Source organism: Corynebacterium atrinae (assembly GCF_030408455.1).
GTDB classification, from domain to species: domain Bacteria; phylum Actinomycetota; class Actinomycetes; order Mycobacteriales; family Mycobacteriaceae; genus Corynebacterium; species Corynebacterium atrinae.
The window spans coordinates 1371822-1388553 of record NZ_CP046977.1; the positions used below are offsets into that span (position 1 = coordinate 1371822).

General features: G+C 61.3%; 17 protein-coding genes. 9 read left to right on the forward strand and 8 right to left on the reverse strand.

Going from position 1 to position 16732, the window contains the following annotated elements:
• The first annotated feature begins 5 nt into the window (after positions 1–5).
• From CATRI_RS06755 to CATRI_RS06775, 5 genes are all read left to right on the forward strand, one after another.
• Positions 6–275, forward strand: coding sequence for an ACT domain-containing protein (locus tag CATRI_RS06755; RefSeq protein ID WP_290215981.1), 270 nt, complete (start codon positions 6–8; stop codon positions 273–275).
• 6 nt (positions 276–281) lie between these two features.
• Complete coding sequence (locus tag CATRI_RS06760) at positions 282–1646, forward strand: PFL family protein (protein ID WP_290215982.1); 1365 nt, start codon at positions 282–284, stop codon at positions 1644–1646.
• A gap of 72 nt (positions 1647–1718) precedes the next feature.
• Complete coding sequence (locus CATRI_RS06765; RefSeq protein WP_290215983.1) at positions 1719–2459, forward strand: glutamine amidotransferase; 741 nt, start codon at positions 1719–1721, stop codon at positions 2457–2459.
• Between the two features lie 27 nt (positions 2460–2486).
• Positions 2487–2627, forward strand: coding sequence for a hypothetical protein (locus CATRI_RS06770; RefSeq protein ID WP_290215984.1), 141 nt, complete (start codon positions 2487–2489; stop codon positions 2625–2627).
• Between the two features lie 144 nt (positions 2628–2771).
• Positions 2772–4040 (forward strand): HNH endonuclease signature motif containing protein, encoded by a 1269-nt coding sequence (locus CATRI_RS06775; protein ID WP_290215985.1) that lies wholly within the window; start codon positions 2772–2774, stop codon positions 4038–4040.
• Positions 4041–4113: 73 nt separating this feature from the next.
• Here the strand turns inward: CATRI_RS06775 and CATRI_RS06780 are convergent, their stop codons facing one another.
• The 8 genes from CATRI_RS06780 to CATRI_RS06815 form a co-directional block, all read right to left on the reverse strand.
• A complete protein-coding gene (locus tag CATRI_RS06780) occupies positions 4114–5745 on the reverse strand; it encodes an ABC-F family ATP-binding cassette domain-containing protein (protein WP_290215986.1) in 1632 nt (543 codons plus the stop codon).
• A gap of 129 nt (positions 5746–5874) precedes the next feature.
• Positions 5875–6273: a metal-sulfur cluster assembly factor gene (locus CATRI_RS06785; protein WP_290215987.1), complete on the reverse strand. Its 399-nt coding sequence runs from the start codon at positions 6271–6273 to the stop codon at positions 5875–5877.
• 3 nt (positions 6274–6276) lie between these two features.
• Positions 6277–6726 carry a Fe-S cluster assembly sulfur transfer protein SufU gene (gene sufU / locus CATRI_RS06790; protein WP_290215989.1) on the reverse strand — a complete coding sequence of 150 codons (450 nt, stop codon included), beginning with the start codon at positions 6724–6726 and terminating at the stop codon, positions 6277–6279.
• Positions 6727–7974, reverse strand: a complete 1248-nt coding sequence (locus CATRI_RS06795) for a cysteine desulfurase (protein WP_290215991.1) — start codon at positions 7972–7974, stop codon at positions 6727–6729.
• Entirely contained in the window at positions 7971–8729 is a 759-nt protein-coding gene (sufC, locus tag CATRI_RS06800; RefSeq protein ID WP_290215993.1) for a Fe-S cluster assembly ATPase SufC, read from the reverse strand. The genes CATRI_RS06795 and sufC overlap by 4 nt, the downstream gene beginning before the upstream one ends.
• A gap of 30 nt (positions 8730–8759) precedes the next feature.
• Positions 8760–9941 (reverse strand): Fe-S cluster assembly protein SufD, encoded by a 1182-nt coding sequence (sufD, locus tag CATRI_RS06805; RefSeq protein ID WP_290215995.1) that lies wholly within the window; start codon positions 9939–9941, stop codon positions 8760–8762.
• 4 nt (positions 9942–9945) lie between these two features.
• Positions 9946–11391, reverse strand: coding sequence for a Fe-S cluster assembly protein SufB (gene sufB / locus CATRI_RS06810; protein WP_290215997.1), 1446 nt, complete (start codon positions 11389–11391; stop codon positions 9946–9948).
• Positions 11388–12080 (reverse strand): helix-turn-helix transcriptional regulator, encoded by a 693-nt coding sequence (locus CATRI_RS06815; RefSeq protein ID WP_290215998.1) that lies wholly within the window; start codon positions 12078–12080, stop codon positions 11388–11390. The genes sufB and CATRI_RS06815 overlap by 4 nt, the downstream gene beginning before the upstream one ends.
• A 199-nt stretch (positions 12081–12279) precedes the next feature.
• On the opposite strand from CATRI_RS06815, the gene mptB reads away from it, so the two are divergent.
• From mptB to CATRI_RS06835, 4 genes are all read left to right on the forward strand, one after another.
• Complete coding sequence (gene mptB / locus CATRI_RS06820; RefSeq protein WP_290216001.1) at positions 12280–13959, forward strand: polyprenol phosphomannose-dependent alpha 1,6 mannosyltransferase MptB; 1680 nt, start codon at positions 12280–12282, stop codon at positions 13957–13959.
• Between the two features lie 36 nt (positions 13960–13995).
• Positions 13996–14904 (forward strand): ABC transporter ATP-binding protein, encoded by a 909-nt coding sequence (locus tag CATRI_RS06825; RefSeq protein ID WP_290221011.1) that lies wholly within the window; start codon positions 13996–13998, stop codon positions 14902–14904.
• Position 14905: 1 nt separating this feature from the next.
• Positions 14906–15688 (forward strand): ABC transporter permease, encoded by a 783-nt coding sequence (locus CATRI_RS06830; protein WP_290216003.1) that lies wholly within the window; start codon positions 14906–14908, stop codon positions 15686–15688.
• Positions 15689–15805: 117 nt separating this feature from the next.
• Complete coding sequence (locus CATRI_RS06835; protein ID WP_290221015.1) at positions 15806–16726, forward strand: COX15/CtaA family protein; 921 nt, start codon at positions 15806–15808, stop codon at positions 16724–16726.
• The last annotated feature ends 6 nt before the right edge of the window (positions 16727–16732 follow it).

Sequence of the window (16732 nt, forward strand, 5' to 3'; positions counted from 1 at the left end):
GATCCATGTTTGCCATCATGACTGTCACTGGCGCCGACCACACCGGAATAATCGCCGCCGTCACCTCCGAACTGGCCGCCCAAGAAGTCAACATCCTCGACGTCTCCCAAACCATCATGGACAAGTACTTCACCATGATCCTCCGCGTCGAGTTCGATCAAAACCGTACCGACATTGCCACGATTGATCGGCAGATGGAGGCGGTCGGCCAGGCCCAAGGACTCGTCATCCGCATCCAGGCTGAGGCCTTGTTCACGGCAGTCAACGAGATCTAGGCATCCATGAGTTTCCATCTGAATTCCCACAACATCCTTGACACCATTGAAATGATCGAGGATTATCGCCTCGATATCCGCACTGTCACCATGGGTATTTCCTTGTTGACCTGCGCCCGCTCCACCATGGAGGAAACGTGTCAGGCGGTCTATGAGCACGTGACCACCCGCGCTTCCCGACTGGTCGAAGTCTGTGAGGGTATCGAATCTGAGCTTGGCATTCCGATCGTCAACAAGCGCATTTCCATAACTCCAGTGTCCCTGATCACCGCGGGGGTCACGGGCAACCCGGCTGATGTCGCCCGGGCATTGGACAAGGCTGGCCGCGAAGTCGGGGTCAACTTCATTGGTGGCTACTCTGCGCTTGTGGCCAAGGGTGCCACGACATCCGAGGAAGCGCTCATCCGTTCTATCCCGGAGGCTCTTTCTGATACGGATGTTGTCTGTTCCTCCGTCAATATCGCGACTTCCCGCGCCGGCATCAACATGAATGCTGTGGCCACCATGGGACACGTCATCAAGGAGGCCGCCGAGCTCACGAAGGATCGTTCCGCGATCGCCTGCGCCAAGCTCGTCGTCTTCGCCAACTCTGTCGGAGACAATCCATTCATGGCTGGGGCGTATCACGGTGTTGAAGAGCCCGATTGCGTCGTCTCCGTCGGTGTCTCCGGCCCCGGCGTCGTCGACCGCGCCCTGGGCAACCTCTCCGGCGCGACCCTGGATCAGGTCGCCGAGGAGATCAAAAAGGCTGCCTTCAAGATCACCCGTGCAGGCCAATTGGTCGGCAACATGGCGTCCGAGCGCCTCGGGGTCCCCTTCGGCATCGTTGATCTCTCCCTGGCTCCCACTGCCGAGCAAGGAGATTCCGTCGCCCACATCCTCGAACACATGGGCCTGGACCAGGTGGGCACCCACGGCACGACCGCCGCGTTGGCATTGCTTAACGACGCCGTCAAGAAAGGCGGCATGATGGCCTGTTCCCGGGTCGGCGGACTATCCGGGTCCTTCATCCCCGTTTCGGAAGACAAGGGGATGATCGACGCCGTCCGCGCCGGGTCCATCACCATGGACAAGCTCGAAGCAATGACCGCGATCTGCTCGGTGGGTTTCGATATGATCGCCATTCCCGGCGATACCTCCGCCGAAACCATTTCCGGCATGATCGCCGACGAGGCTGCCATCGGCGTCATGAACCACAAGACCACCGCCGTTCGCGTTATCCCCGTCCCCGGTACCAAACCTGGTGATGAAGTCAGCTTCGGTGGATTGCTTGGCTACGCGCCAGTCATCCCCGTCAACCAGGTGGGAAATGCCGAGTTCATTCGCCGCGGTGGGTTTATCCCCGCCCCCGTGCATGGAATGCGCAACTAACTCCTAGTCCGTTCCACTCTTTTAAACACCCCGGAATCGGAGATGCGGCGAGCCCACTCTAGACTGCTTGGTATGGTCGACTCCCTCATCTCCCCGCGCAAGCCGTTTGTGCTCCTGAGCACCCGGCCCGAGGACGAAGCAGCCGCAGCAGAATTCGTTAGCTTCCGCAGCAAGATGGGTCTTTCCCACGACGGGGTTGTTCAAATCCGCATGGAAGAACGACCCCTCGGCAGGCTGGACCTCCGCGACTTTTCCGGCATCATTCTGGGGGGAAGTCCCTTCAACTCCTCAGACACCCACAAGTCGGATCTGCAGTTGCGAGTCGAGTCAGATATTGCCCTCATGCTCGACGAGGTTCTCGATCAAGACTTTCCCCTCTTCGGAGCGTGCTACGGAGTCGGTTCGATCGGCACCGCTATTGGAGCCACCATCGATGAAACCTACAGCGAAAAGCCCAAGGTCGTCGACATCACCCTCGTCAAGGAGGACAGACTCCTCGAAGGACTCCCCCAGCGGTTCGCCTCGATCGTCGGACACAAGGAAGCAATCTCGTACTTGCCTGATGTGGCAGACCTCCTCGCCACCGGTGCCGACTGCCCCACGCAAATGTTCCGAGTTCAAGAGAACATTTATGCCACCCAGTTCCACCCCGAACTCGCCCCCGACGCCTTCGAACAACGCCTACGCATCTACGCCAACGCCGGATACTATGATCCCCAGGAATTCGAAGAAATTCTCGCCACTACCCGCGGTGTCAACCTGACGGTCGATGACCGTATTTTGCTCAACTTCGCCCGCCGTTACGCCCGCTAATCGACGTCCCCCGACAAGGAGCCAGCCATGACAGTACTGATAGCCGCCATCACCGGCTTCATGTTCTACCTCGATGCTTCCCCCGCAACCTTAACGGTATGCCTCCTCGCCACTGCCTGGGTGCTTGCGCTAGATACCCGCAGAGCATTGAAGAACCGCACTACCTAGAGCTATCGAACGGCATGCCACGAAGTGCGTGATCAAGTGCCGAGAACTCTTCCAACAAAGTTGCTCCTACCCCTTGCGTGACTCGCTTGCGTGTTCTAACATTGTGTTAGAACACGCAAGCGAAACACTTGGGGGTGAGCACACGTGACCATCGACATATACCACTCAATGGTAGAGATCTACCTTGAGAAAGCACTGACCCCTCCCCAGCACTACTACGCTGTCAGCTCACCCGATGATCCTGTCGCTCGCCGGGGAACGCAAATGCGACGCGAGGATCACGAACTGTGGCAATCAGTGTTGCCCGGTGATGATGAGGACATCGACATCGTGCTGGCTAGGCTTCGGCGTTCCCTGGGGCGCGGGGATCACTACCTCATGTCCGCGATCAGCGCCCACCACCGCCTCAACGAGCTTCCCGCATTGAAGGAAATCCAGGAGCACTACTTCCATCTCGACCTCCCCCGGCTCAAGATCATCGATAGTGTCCTGTGCAAAGCAGACACCACCGTGTCAGAACACCTGGACCTCATTGATACCGAACTAGCTAAGTTCCTCACCCCGACCCGGGCGAATCAGATCCTTCCCACAGCCGGCAAGATCAAACAGCGTCTCAATGCGATCATCACCATGCTCGACGAGACGATCTCCTCCGAGGATCCCGCCCCGCAGCCGGTTGATAGTGTCTCGATCGTCTTCGATGACGGTAGAGGCCTGCTGCATGCTGATCTCGATGGAGTCACAGCCCAAGAGATCGACCTTCGTATCCGCAAGTACGCGATTACTCACGGGGTCAGCCAAGCAGACGCACTCGTAGCACTGATTAGGGGTGAGGGGGCTACGAATGTCACCCTCAACGTCTATAAGGCATCGGATATCCCCACTGCCCCGGGGTGGGTCTCTGGGGTGGGGTATCTCACGGTTAAGCAGACCGAGGATCTTCTCAACCGGGTTGATGTCGAGATTGATCTAGATGCCATCACCGAGAAGGTCTCCCAGGCGTACGCCACACCGGCAGATATCCGCTCCCTCGTGATTGGTCTTGATGGGTCGTGTGCGGTGGGTGGGTGTGATGCCCCGGCTCATCGAGCACAGATGGATCACCGGATTAATCATGCTGATGGCGGGCCGACGACAGCAGCCAACCTCGCCCCATTGTGTGTCAAGCACCATGCGATCAAGACAGACCGTCGAGTCACCTACGTCATGGACCCGGTGACGAGGCGGAAGTATTTCTTGTTTGATGATGGGTCCTGGGCAGAGTCCGAAGGTGATGGGCCACTAGCCCCCGGCGAAAGACGGTGGTTGCAGACGGTGTCCCAGCGGATTACGAAGCGCAGGGCGAGGATTAGGTCGGAGTCCCAAGCGCAGAAGACAGAGCAGGTAGAGCGGGAAGGACCACCAACTTTCTGACTCGGGGTGGCTCTAGCATGCGGGATCAAACGTAGTGTCAGGCGCACTCGAGCGTGCATGACTTGGAGAAACGCTACGCCAGCTCTACGATTTCCATGTATTCATCCGACCAGAGGTCCTCGTCGCCGTCGGGGAGAACGATGACTCGTTCCGGCTCGAGAGCTTTAACGGCGCCCGGGTCGTGGGTGACCAGGACGACAGCGCCGGTGTAGGTGCGCAGAGCGTCGAGGACCTGCTCGCGGGACTGGGGGTCAAGGTTGTTGGTGGGCTCGTCGAGAAGCAGAACGTTGGAACGAGAAGACACCAGGGCGGCCAGAGCCAGGCGGGTCTTCTCACCACCGGAGAGGGTGCCGGCGGGCTGGTCAAGCTGAGGGCCGGAGAACATGAAGGCGCCGAGCAGACCTCGGAGGTCCTGCTCGCCTGCCTCAGGACAAGCGTCGATAGTGTTTTGCCACACGGACTTCTCTGGATCGATGGTGTCGTGCTCCTGGGCGAAGTAGCCGATCTTGAGGCCATGCCCGGACACGATGCCGCCTTCACCATCGGTGCGTTCGACCCCGGCCAGCAGCTTGAGCAGAGTCGTCTTACCGGCGCCATTGAAACCGAGGACGACGACGCGCGAGCCCTTATCGATGGCTAAGTCCACCCCAGCGAAGACTTCGAGGGAGCCGTACATCTTGGTCAAGCCCTTGGCAAAGAGTGGGGTCTTGCCACAGGGAGCGGGCTCCGGGAAGGAGATGTGGGCGACGCGATCGGCGACGCGGACGTCGTCAAGCGAATCGACCATGCGCTCGGCGCGGGCGAGCATCTGCTTGGCGGCGGCAGCCTTTGTGGCTTTGGCGCCGAGCTTGGCGGCCTGCTTCTGCAGGGCGGAGGCTTTCTTTTCGGCGTTGGCGCGTTCGCGACGGCGACGGGCCTCGTCGAGGGCGCGGGCGTCCTTGTACTTGGAAAAGCCCATGTTGTAGACGTCGGCTTCGGCGCGGACGGCGTCGAGGAACCAAATCTTGTTGCAGACGGCGTCGAGAAGCTCGACATCGTGGGAGATCATGATAAGGCCGCCCTCGTGCTTGGACAGGAATCCGCGCAGCCAGGTGATGGAGTCGGCGTCGAGGTGGTTGGTGGGCTCGTCGAGAAGCAAGGTGGTCTGGGACTTGCCCGAGCCGTTGGTCGCGGCGAAGAGGATTTGCGCGAGCTCGACGCGGCGGCGCTGGCCACCGGACAGGGTCTTGAGCGGCTGATCGAGGATGCGCTCGGGGAGACCCAGGTTCACGCAGATTTGGGCGGCCTCGGAGTCCGCTTCGTAGCCACCGAGGGTATGGTACTGCTCCTCGAGGCGGGAATATTTCCGGATCGCGGCGTCACGCTTGCGTTCATCCGATGTGGTCTCCATGACTTCCTGCTGGCGTTCCATGGAGCTGCGAATTTGGTCGAGCCCACGGGCCGAAAGGACACGGTCGCGGGCAGTCTGATCGATATTGCCCTCGCGGGAATCCTGCGGAAGGTAGCCAATCGATCCGGAGGAAACGACAGTGCCACCGTAGGGTTGAGTCTCCCCCGCCAGGATGCGCATGGAGGTCGTCTTGCCCGCGCCGTTGCGCCCGACGAGACCGATGCGGTCGCCGGGCTGTACCCGCAGGTGCTGTCCCGGGGCAGTCAGCAGGGTACGGGCGCCAACGCGCACTTCAAGGTCATTAGTGACAATCACAAGGAACCACTCTAACAACCCGGTCAAACCGGCCCGTACGCACCTAAACTAAAGGTCAAAGGTTGAGATACGTCCTGGTCCGCCGTCCTTTTCACAGCGGGTGCTTCCGGTCGGGGTTTTAGATTCGGGCTACACCGCGAAGCCGAGGGCGCGCAGCTGCTCGCGGCCGTCTTCGGTGATCATGTGAGCGCCCCACGGGGGCATCCACACCCAATTCAGTTCGAGCTTATCGACGATCCCGTTCCCCACCACTGCGGATTGCGTCTGGTCTTCAATGACATCGGTCAGGGGGCAGGCCGGGGAGGTGAGGGTCATGTTGACCACGGCCGTCTTCTCTTCGCCCTCTTCTTCGATCCAAATGTCGTAGACGAGGCCCAGGTCGACGACGTTGATGCCAAGCTCAGGGTCGATGACGTCGCGCATGTACTCCTCAACGTCGAAGGTGAGGGCTTCCTGCTCCGGGGTCTGTTCAGGGCGCTCGCGGGCACCGTCGAAGTTGGAAGCAGAGGTGGTGTTTTCTTCGGACATGTCTTAACCCCTTTCGTTGAGGGCTTCAGCGGTGGCGGCCTGGAAGGCTTTCCAGCCAAGCAGGGCGCACTTCACGCGGGCCGGATATTTGGCGACACCGGAGAAGGCAATCCCATCGCCGATGATGTCTTCGTCGCCGGTGGCGGTGCCGCGGGAGGTGATCATCTTGTCAAACTCGGCGAGTTTTGCCATTGCTTCATCAATGGGAACGCCAATGACTTCCTCGGCCATGACGGAGGTCGACGCCTGGGAGATCGAGCATCCTTGTGCATGGTAGGAGACGTCTTCTACCGTCGAGCCGTCTTCCGAGAGGTGGACTCGGAGAGTGAGCTCGTCACCGCAGGATGGGTTGACGTGGTGAACCTCGGCCTCATAAGGGTCACGGAGGCCGGCGTGTTGAGGATTCTTGTAGTGGTCCAGGATCACTTCCTGGTACATCGATTCCAGATTCATTTAGCTCACTCCGAAGAAGTCTCGAGCGTGGTTGATGGCGTCGACGAGGGTATCAACCTCATCGCGCGTGTTGTAGAGGTAGAAGCTGGCGCGAGCAGTGGACTGGGCGGATAGCGCCCGGTGGGTCGGCCACGCACAATGGTGCCCGACCCGGATGCACACGCCTTGGTCGTCGAGGACCTGGCCAAGGTCGTGGGGGTGGATCCCATTCACGTCGAAGGACACTGCCCCACCGCGATTGTCGGTGCCCAGGGGCCCAAGGATTCGCAAGCCCGGAACGCTGGACAGCTTCTCCAAGGCATAAGCCGTCAGTTCCTGCTCGTGGGCGTGAATATTGTCCATCCCGACCTCGGAGAGAAAGTCCACGGCTTCCCCGAGCGCGACGACCTGGCTGGTCATCTGCGTTCCGGCCTCGAATCGCTGGGGCGCGGGGGCATAAGTGGAGCCGTCCATGTGGACAACCTCGATCATCGAACCGCCCGTCAGGAACGGGGGCAGTTCGTCGAGCAGCGGGGCCTTAGCGTAGACGACCCCGACGCCACTAGGGCCACACATCTTATGCCCGGAGAACGCCGCAAAATCTACGTCAAGCTCGTGGAAGTCGACCGGCATGTGCGGCACAGACTGGCAGGCATCGAGCACAGTGAGCGCGCCGACAGCTTTGGCCCGACGGACGATTTCGGCCACGTCGGCCACCGCACCCGTCACGTTCGACTGATGGGTAAACGCCACGACCTTGACGGTGTCGTCGAGTTCGAGGGAATTGAGGTCAATGCGGCCGTCGTCGGTTGACTTGTACCACTTGAGGGTGGCACCGGTACGGCGGCACAACTCCTGCCACGGCACCAAGTTGGCGTGGTGCTCCAATTCGGTGACCACGACGGTGTCGTCGGCGGTGATGCGCCATTGCCCCGCGCGGTCGTCGCCAAGCACGTAGGAGACAAGGTTGAGACCTTCGGTGGCATTTTTCACGAACGCAATCTCGTGGCCCTCGGCGCCGACGAACGCCGCGATCTTCTCGCGGGCGGCCTCGTAGGCGTCGGTCGCTTCCTCCGCGAGCTGGTAAGCACCGCGGTGGACAGGAGCATTGGTGTGCAGGACGAAGTGCTCCTCGGCCTTCCACACTCGCTCCGGGCGCTGCGAGGTCGCGCCGGAGTCCAAATACACCAGCGGGCGCCCATCGCGGACGGTGCGCTGCAGGATGGGAAACTGCGCCCGCAGCTTATCGACGTCCAAGTGCTTGCTCATTGCAGGAACTGGTCGTATCCGCCGGCCTCAAGCTTGTCGGCGAACTCAGACCCACCGGTGGCGACGATCTTGCCATCGGCGAAGACGTGCACGAAATCGGGCTGGACGTAGTTAAGAATGCGCTTGTAGTGCGTGATCATGAGGATGCCGCCGTTGGTCTCCTCCTGGTAGCGGTTGATTCCGTCGGAGACGATACGCAGAGCGTCGACGTCGAGGCCGGAGTCGGTTTCATCCATGATGGCGAACTTGGGCTTGAGCAGGTCCAGCTGGAGCACCTCGTGGCGCTTCTTCTCACCGCCGGAGAAGCCCTCGTTGACGGAGCGCTCACCGAAGGATTTGTCGATGTGAAGGAAATCGCGGGCCGAGTTGAGTTCCTTGACCCATTCGCGCAGCTTCGGGGCCTCGCCGCGAACGGCGGACACGGCGGTGCGCATGAAGTTGGAGGAGGACACGCCGGGGATCTCCGTGGGGTACTGCATGGCCAGGAAGAGGCCGGCGCGGGCGCGCTCGTCGACCTCCAGGTCGAGGATGTTCACGCCGTCAAGAAGCACCTCACCCTCGGTGACCTCGTAGCGTGGGTGACCAGCGATGGTGTACGCCAGGGTGGACTTACCGGAGCCGTTGGGGCCCATGACGGCGTGGGTCTCGCCCGAGTTGATGGTCAGATTGACACCCTTGAGGATGGGCTTAGGCTCGGAGGAGTCGTCCGAGGGCAGGACCTGGGCGTGCAGGTTTTTGATTTCCAGAGTGGACATCGTGGGATTCTCTTTCAGTTCTACGTGTACTTAGGCGTGGACGGATTCGAGCTCAGAGGCAACGCGAGCTTCTAGGACTTCCCTAATGGACTCCACCGGAATTCGGTTGATGACCTCGGAGAAGAAGCCTCGGATGATGAGTCGGCGAGCCTGGGACTCGGGGATACCGCGAGCCATGAGGTAGAAGACCTGGTCGTCGTCAAAACGACCGACGGTGGCGGCGTGTCCAGCACCGGCGATCTCGCCGGTCTCGATCTCAAGGTTCGGGATGGCATCCGCCCGCGCACCTTCGGTGAGCAGCAAGTTGCGGTTGACCTCATAGGTGTCGGTGCCCTGGGCGTTGGCCCGGATGAGCACGTCGCCTACCCAGCAGGTGCGGGCTTCCGGATTATCGGAGGTCGGGTCCGCCTGCAGGGCGCCCTTGTACATCACGTTGGAACGGCAATTCGGCACCGAGTGGTCCACGAGGAGGCGGTTTTCGAAGTACTGTCCGTCATCCGCGAAGTAGACACCGAGCATCTCGGCATCTGCGCCCGGGGCAGTGAACTTCACCCGGGGGACGATGCGAACGATCTCGCCGCCGAAGGTGGCCACGTTGTGGCGCAGGACAGCGTCGCGGCCGAGCTGCGCGATCTGACCGGACAGGTGGACGGCGTCGTTGTCCCAATCGGCGTCGACGACGACGGTGAGGTTGGCGTTGTCGCCAACGATCATCTCAATATTGTCGGCGTGGGTGCCCGAGCCGCGGTAGTTGAGCGTGACCGTCGCCTGAGCGCCAGCCTCCACCTCAATGACGGTGGCGCCGAAGGAGGTGACTCCTTCGCCGCGGCCGGTGATCGTGATGGCGACCGGCTCGGTGGTGACGGAATCCTTGGCGAACCCGACGTACTGGGCCGAAGGCATGGAAGTCCAAGCCTGCGCGGCGACTCGATCGACGGGCGCGCCAGCGCGCCCGAGGCGCGCATCGCCCGGGGTGAGGGTGTCTACGATGACGCCCGCGGGGGCGTCGACACGCACATCCTGCTCTACGGCCTCGGCGAAGGTGCCATTGTGGAGGCCACGGATCCGTCGCAAAGCAATAAACCGCCACACTTCGTCGCGACCACCCGGAATGGGGAAATCATCGACGTTGAACGAGGTGAACAGGTCACCCTTGTTGTTATGCGGGGTTGCATTGCGGACCGCTTCGGTCTCGATTGTCCTTGCTTGCATCGGTCTAACCCACCGATCCTTCCATCTGCAGTTCGATCAGTCGGTTGAGCTCCAGGGCGTACTCCATCGGCAGCTCCTTGGCGATGGGCTCAACGAAACCACGCACGATCATCGCCATGGCTTCCTCTTGCGCGATGCCGCGGGACATGAGGTAGAACAGCTGCTCGTCGGAGACGCGGGACACCGTCGCCTCGTGGCCCAGGGTCACGTGGTCGTTGCGGATGTCGTTGTAGGGGTAAGTATCCGAGCGGGAGATGTTATCCACCAGCAGCGCGTCGCACTCGATGTTGGACGTCGAGTGGTGCGCGTTGGCATTGATCTGTACCAAGCCACGGTAGGCGGAGCGGCCACCACCACGGGCAACGGACTTCGAGACCACATTGGAGGAGGTGTACGGAGCCATGTGCGTCATCTTCGCGCCAGTGTCCTGGAACTGACCCTCACCAGCGAAGGCAACAGAGAGGACCTCGCCCTTGGCGTAGGGGCCAGTCATCCAGACGGCCGGGTACTTCATCGTGACCTTGGAGCCGATGTTGCCGTCGACCCATTCCATGGTCGCGCCCTCTTCCGCCTTGGCGCGCTTTGTCACGAGGTTGTAGACGTTGTTCGACCAGTTCTGGATGGTGGTGTAGCGGCAGCGACCACCCTTCTTCACCACGATCTCCACCACTGCGGAGTGGAGCGAATCGGACTTGTAAATGGGGGCGGTACAACCCTCGACGTAGTGGACGTAGGCATCTTCGTCGACGATGATCAGCGTGCGCTCGAACTGCCCCATGTTCTCGGTATTAATACGGAAATAGGCTTGCAGCGGGATGTCCACATGGACGCCCTTGGGCACGTAAATGAAGGACCCGCCGGACCAGACTGCGGTGTTAAGGGCGGAGAACTTGTTGTCGCCCGCCGGAATGACGGTGCCGAAGTACTCCTGGAACAGCTCCGGCTGCTCCTTGAGCGCGGAATCCGTATCGAGGAAGATGACGCCCTTTTCCTCCAGGTCCTCGCGGATCTGGTGGTAGACGACCTCCGACTCATACTGAGCGGCGACACCGGCGACGAGGCGCTGCTTCTCCGCCTCCGGGATGCCCAGGCGATCATAGGTGTTCTTAATATCCTCGGGCAGATCCTCCCAGGACTGAGCCTGTCCCTCGGTGGAGCGCACGAAGTACTTAATCGTGTCGAAGTTGATGTCCGATAAGTCTGCACCCCAGGTGGGCATGGGCTTGCGATCGAAGATGCTCAGGGCCTTCAGCCGCTGGTCAAGCATCCACTGCGGCTCATCCTTCTTCGCGGAAATGTCGCGGACGACGTCTTCGTTCAGGCCGCGACGAGCAGAGGCGCCCGCCACGTCAGAATCGTGCCAGCCGTAGTTGTACGGACCGATCGACTCGATGATCTGATCATCATTCATCGGGGTATCGACTCCGGGGTTTTGTGTTGCCTGGGTCATGATCCGCTCCTTTCTTCTGGGGTGAGATTGTCGGGGGTGTGTTGCACGGGTGTTAAAGGGATGTTCGTCGTACAAATGCCGTGCCCACCAGCGACGGTAGCCAAGGGTTGGACATGCACGCCTACCAAATGGGAAATTGTCTCATGCTCCGCCTCGCAGAGTTCCGGGTGGTCCGCCGCGACACTTGCCACCGGACAATGGTGGTGGCAAATCTGGATTCCTGGGCCCGCCTGGCGCACCGTAGCGGCGTAGCCATGGCGGTCAAATGCCGCGGCCAACTCTTCCACGGTGCGCTCGACCGATTCCGCGGTGTCGCCGGCGGGAGTGACTCCCTCGACGATGCGCTCGATCCGGCGGCGAGCGAAATCCCGCACCGCTTCTTCCCCACTGGTGGCCCGAAGGGTCTCGATGGCGTCAGCGGCCAATTGGTCATAGGAATGGCCGAATTGGAGGTGCCCGCGATCGGTGAGCCGGAAGGCCTTTGCCGGACGGCCCCTCGTCGCGGAGCGGGCAGCGCGCCGGGTATCGATCTCAATGAAGCCATCAGCTTCCAAGATGTCGAGGTGGCGGCGGATGCCTGCGGCGGACATGTTGAGACGGTTAGCTAGATCCGAAGCGGTGATTGGCGCGTGTTTTAACAACGTATGCGTGATCTGGCGGCGGGTGTCCCCGTCCTCGATCTCAGCCATCGCAGTCACCTTCATGCTTCATTGTTTGTTGCGTCTGACATAAACGGACTGGTTGCCAAGTTCCGTATGTATTCGACAACACAAGTGTTCCTTAATTCATTCCCCTTGTCCAACTTGATACGCCACCACCATCTCTTAGGCGTGACTAAGTAGTAACCATGCTCGACACTGCCCGATGGGGGACCGCCCGACCGCTAGGATGATCTCTGTGGAACGCAGACGCCCGGCCATCATCGACGATGTTGCCTCAAATCTCCCGCGGCTCGGGTCCGCGGGATCCCGCTCGGCGACCCTGCACCAAGACGCCGCCCCCACTCCGGCCAGCGGTCGGCTCGGCGTCCGGGAGCTTTCGCGCTTTCAGGTCCTGCGCATCGTCGGCACCACAGGCACTGTGCTCATCGGATTCGGCGCCCTCGGCGCAGGCGCCCTACCAGTGGTTGATAATCCCTATTCCTCTTTCCCCGGCGGATTTCTCCTCTCCCGCCTTTTGCAAACCTCCTCCGTCATGGTCATGGTGGGAGTTGGCCTGTTAGTCCTGGCCTGGTTGCTCATGGCTCCGTTCGTGGGCGTATCCCGCAGAACTTCCCGTCAACCCACGGTGTCGATGTCCGCTCTCAAACGTACTTTTGCCGCTTGGGTCCTGCCGTTAATCTTCACTGCTCCGCTATTCACCCAGGACATCTACTCCTATTTGGCCCAGGGTTCGATCGTGGCCCGCGGAATGGATCCCTACTCCGCCGGTCCCGTGGACCTGCTGGGCACCGAGGACCCGCTGGCACGTTCCGTGCCCTTCATCTGGTCGCACTCCCCCTCGCCATACGGTCCGGTCGCTCTCTGGATTTCCTCCGCGATCAGCCACATCACCTCTGATTCCATCATCCTGGGCGTGTTTTCCCATCGCCTGCTGTCGCTCATCGGCCTCATCGCCGCCGGGTGGGCGATCAGTCGGCTGGCTACGCGCTGCGGCGTGAGCCCGGTTGCAGCCGTGTGGCTAGGAGTGCTCAATCCCCTGACCATCCTGCATCTGATCGGCGGGATTCATAATGAGGCCCTGCTGCTGAGCTTGATGCTCGTGGGTTTGCATCTGGGCTTGCGGGGAGTAGACATGCTCGACGGCCGCAATGGCGAGAAAGCGAACCTCGCGAGAGCAGCAGCCTTCATCGTCGCTTCCGCCGCGCTCATCGCCTGCGCCGGCATGGTCAAGGTAACTGGCTTCCTCGCACTTGGGTTCGTGGGCATGAACCTGGCCCGCTATTTCCTCCGCGCGGGACGACATCCGGTGGTCGCCGTCACCGTGGCGGTGTGCATCCAGGTTGCCTTGCTCTTGGCGACCATCGCGGTGGTTACTCTCTGCACCGGCATCGGCCTCGGCTGGGTCACCGGGCAAGGCGGCGCAGCCACCATCCGCAGCTGGTTGTCCCTGTCAACCACCATCGGCGTGATCTCTGGGTTCTTTGGCATGCTATTGGGCCTTGGCGATCACTCGGCGATGGTCATCCGCGTCTCCCAGGCGGTCGGCATCATCGTCGCCGGGAGCTTCCTCATCCGCCTGCTCTTCGCCACCTTCCGGGGAACAATCCACCCCGTAGGCGGCCTCGGAGTGGCTACCTTTGTCCTGGTTATCCTCTTCCCCGTTGTTCACCCCTGGTACATGCTGTGGGCCATCCTCCCCCTAGCAGCATGGGCCAACCGTTCCTTCTTCCGCTTCGCCGTCATGGCCTATTCCGCCACCTTCAGTGTCTTCGTTCTCCCCCGCGGCCTTTCCCTGCCACCCATGACAGTGGTGAGCATTTACGTGGGGGCTGCGCTGGTATTTGCAGCAGTCGTCGCGGGCGGATGGTGGCTGTTGAGGCGCCGCGGAGTGCTTGGCCTACACTGATACATCGTGCCTGCAACTTTTGATGGATCTTCGGCGATGGAGACACCAGCCCTCGAACTGAGGGACGTGGTCAAGACCTACGGAAACACCGCTGCGGTCAATGGGCTAACCTTCACCGCCCGCCGCGGGGAGGTCTTGGCCCTTTTGGGCCCCAACGGTGCCGGCAAGACCACTACCATCGAAATGTGCGAGGGTTTCACCTCCCCCACTTCGGGCGCCATCCGAGTTCTCGGCATTGATCCGACGCGCCACGCGGACGAGGTCCGCCGACACATTGGCATCATGCTGCAGGGCGGCGGTTCCTACTCCGGTATCCGAGTCGCAGAGATGCTTCGTTTGGCCGCGGCCTACAACGACAATCCGCACGATCCCGAATGGCTTATCGACGTCCTGGGGCTCGGCGGCGTCCGCAACACCACCTATCGGCGGCTGTCCGGTGGACAACAGCAGCGGCTCTCTCTCGCGCTCGCACTCATCGGACGCCCCGAGTTGGTCTTCCTCGATGAACCCACAGCGGGCTTGGACACTCAGTCCCGCCTCGCGGTGTGGGAGCTAGTCAGTGCACTGCGGGCGGATGGTGTCACAGTCATCCTGACCACCCACCTCATGGACGAAGCGGAATCTTTGGCCGACCACATCGTCATTATCGATCGTGGTTGCGTCGTGGCCGAGGGTTCCCCCGCTGCGCTCACCGCCGGAGCAGGGTCGAGCCGAGTGAATTTCGAGACCGACTGCCCGCTCAACCTCCCGGACATCGCGGGGCTCGACATCGAAACCGTTCGCCCGCTCAACTATCGAGCTGCCGGGAACCCCACCCCGGAGCTCCTCGCTTCCCTGACGGCTGCCGCCGCAAGGCAAGGAGTGCTTATCCGGCGCCTCGACGTCGATCATCGCAACCTCGAGGAAGTCTTCCTCGACATCACCGGCCGAAGCCTGAGGAGCTGACATGTCTAACACCACGAACGCCTCGCGCTTCGCCCCCGGCACCTTCACCCCGGCCCCGAAAAGAGCCTCCCAGCGCCGCATGGTCATGGCGCAGGGGCGCATGGAGACCATTCTTTTCCTCCGCCACGGCGAGCAACAACTGTTGAGCATCATCATCCCCTTGGGCATGCTCATCATCGCGGGCAGCATTCCCCTCTTGGGTGAGGAGACCGGCGTGTCCGAGATCCTGCCCATGATGCTGGCCATCGCCACAACCAGTTCCGGATTCACTGGGCAGGCAATCGCCCTGGCCTTTGACCGTCGTTATGGGGCGCTCAAGCGTACCGGAGCTTCAGGAGTCTCGGCCAGCATCATTATCGCGGGCAAGGTCATCGCAGTTACCGTCATGGCCGTCCTCCAAACCATCCTGTTGGCCGGGACAGCCTTTGTGCTCGGCTGGCGCACCGATTTCACGGGCGTCGTGCTCGGCCTCGTCGTGCTCTTCGCCGGCGTCGCGGCCTTCACCTCCCTAGGTCTGCTTATGGGTGGCACGTTTAGCTCAGAGCTGGTGTTGGCGTTGGCCAACCTCATCTGGGTGATCCTCGTCGGCATCGTCGGCTGGGTCCTATACTCACAGGGCCTCTACGACGCCGGCTGGTACACACTCATCCCCTCGGTGGCGATGGCCTCCGGCTTGACCCTCGCTTTTGACGGCGCCTTCCCCTGGCGCGAGATCCTCGTCCTTCTCGCGTGGGCTGGTGTGGCGTCGGCTGCCGCCGCGAAATGGTTCCGCTTTTCCGCCTAGTTCTTTAGTGGGATACGCCACGTCCGACAACCGCGCAGAATTGGCCCGCAAGCTGCACGAACAGGTAGGGTGGACGCCGTGACTCAGATTGCGACAACCCCCGTTATCAAAGAACCAATGCTCCCTTCGCTGAAGGTTCAGCGAGTCCTTGCCATGATTTTGCTCGTCGCGCAGGGCGCGATCACCGTCACCGGTTCCATCGTCCGCGTGACTGGTTCCGGCTTGGGCTGCAACACTTGGCCCAATTGCCACGAGGGTTCATTGGTTCCCGTCCAGGGAGCCGCACCGGCTTTGCATCAGGCGATTGAGTTCGGTAACCGTCTGCTGACCTTCGTGTTGGCCGCCATTGCCATCGCCGTTTTCGTGGCGGTGCTCCGGGCGAAACGGCGCCGGGAGATCATCGTGTACTCGGTGATTTCCGGGTTGGGCATCGTCCTCCAAGCAGTGCTCGGCGGAATCTCTGTCCACTTGGATCTGAAGTGGTGGGCGGTGGCCATTCACTTCCTGCCGTCCATGGCGCTGGTGTGGATCGCCGCTTTGCTTTACATGCGCCTGGCCGAACCCGATGGCGCGGAGCCCGTCCGCCTGTTCTCCCCCCTCATCCGCGGATTCAGTGTCGTCGCCGCCGTCTGCCTCAGCGTGGTCCTCGTTACCGGAACGATGGTTACGGGAGCCGGTGTTCACTCCGGTGATTCGGGCGCTGGCATGGAGGGTCGCCTCGACGTCAACATTGAGCTGATGGCCTACATCCACGCCGCGACGATGTACATCTACCTCACGGCGACCGTCGTCATTGTGTGGCTGCTTTATCAGGGCAAGGCCTCTCTCGCCGCCAAACGAACAGCCTGGGTCCTCATCGCGATGATCCTGGTGCAGTGGGCGATCGGCATCATCCAATTCAACCTCGGCATCCCGCGCTGGACCATCCCTGCCCACATTGCGATGTCGTCCATTGTGGTCGCTTTCTCCGCCTTCCTTTACGCCCACGGGCGGCGTCGAATCGGTCCCACAGCAGAAAACGCCCCCGTTTCTGCCTAGAGGTCG

What these genes read in the sequence shown, in the direction of transcription:
- CATRI_RS06755 (WP_290215981.1), top strand. Translation starts at nt 6, where the DNA reads ATGTTTGCCATCATGACTGTCACTGGCGCCGACCACACCGGAATAATC.
- CATRI_RS06760 (WP_290215982.1), top strand. Translation starts at nt 282, where the DNA reads ATGAGTTTCCATCTGAATTCCCACAACATCCTTGACACCATTGAAATG.
- CATRI_RS06765 (WP_290215983.1), top strand. Translation starts at nt 1,719, where the DNA reads ATGGTCGACTCCCTCATCTCCCCGCGCAAGCCGTTTGTGCTCCTGAGC.
- CATRI_RS06770 (WP_290215984.1), top strand. Translation starts at nt 2,487, where the DNA reads ATGACAGTACTGATAGCCGCCATCACCGGCTTCATGTTCTACCTCGAT.
- CATRI_RS06785 (WP_290215987.1), bottom strand. Translation starts at nt 6,273, where the DNA reads ATGTCCGAAGAAAACACCACCTCTGCTTCCAACTTCGACGGTGCCCGC.
- sufU (WP_290215989.1), bottom strand. Translation starts at nt 6,726, where the DNA reads ATGAATCTGGAATCGATGTACCAGGAAGTGATCCTGGACCACTACAAG.
- CATRI_RS06795 (WP_290215991.1), bottom strand. Translation starts at nt 7,974, where the DNA reads ATGAGCAAGCACTTGGACGTCGATAAGCTGCGGGCGCAGTTTCCCATC.
- sufC (WP_290215993.1), bottom strand. Translation starts at nt 8,729, where the DNA reads ATGTCCACTCTGGAAATCAAAAACCTGCACGCCCAGGTCCTGCCCTCG.
- sufD (WP_290215995.1), bottom strand. Translation starts at nt 9,941, where the DNA reads ATGCAAGCAAGGACAATCGAGACCGAAGCGGTCCGCAATGCAACCCCG.
- sufB (WP_290215997.1), bottom strand. Translation starts at nt 11,391, where the DNA reads ATGACCCAGGCAACACAAAACCCCGGAGTCGATACCCCGATGAATGAT.
- CATRI_RS06815 (WP_290215998.1), bottom strand. Translation starts at nt 12,080, where the DNA reads ATGGCTGAGATCGAGGACGGGGACACCCGCCGCCAGATCACGCATACG.
- mptB (WP_290216001.1), top strand. Translation starts at nt 12,280, where the DNA reads ATGATCTCTGTGGAACGCAGACGCCCGGCCATCATCGACGATGTTGCC.
- CATRI_RS06825 (WP_290221011.1), top strand. Translation starts at nt 13,996, where the DNA reads ATGGAGACACCAGCCCTCGAACTGAGGGACGTGGTCAAGACCTACGGA.
- CATRI_RS06830 (WP_290216003.1), top strand. Translation starts at nt 14,906, where the DNA reads ATGTCTAACACCACGAACGCCTCGCGCTTCGCCCCCGGCACCTTCACC.
- CATRI_RS06835 (WP_290221015.1), top strand. Translation starts at nt 15,806, where the DNA reads ATGCTCCCTTCGCTGAAGGTTCAGCGAGTCCTTGCCATGATTTTGCTC.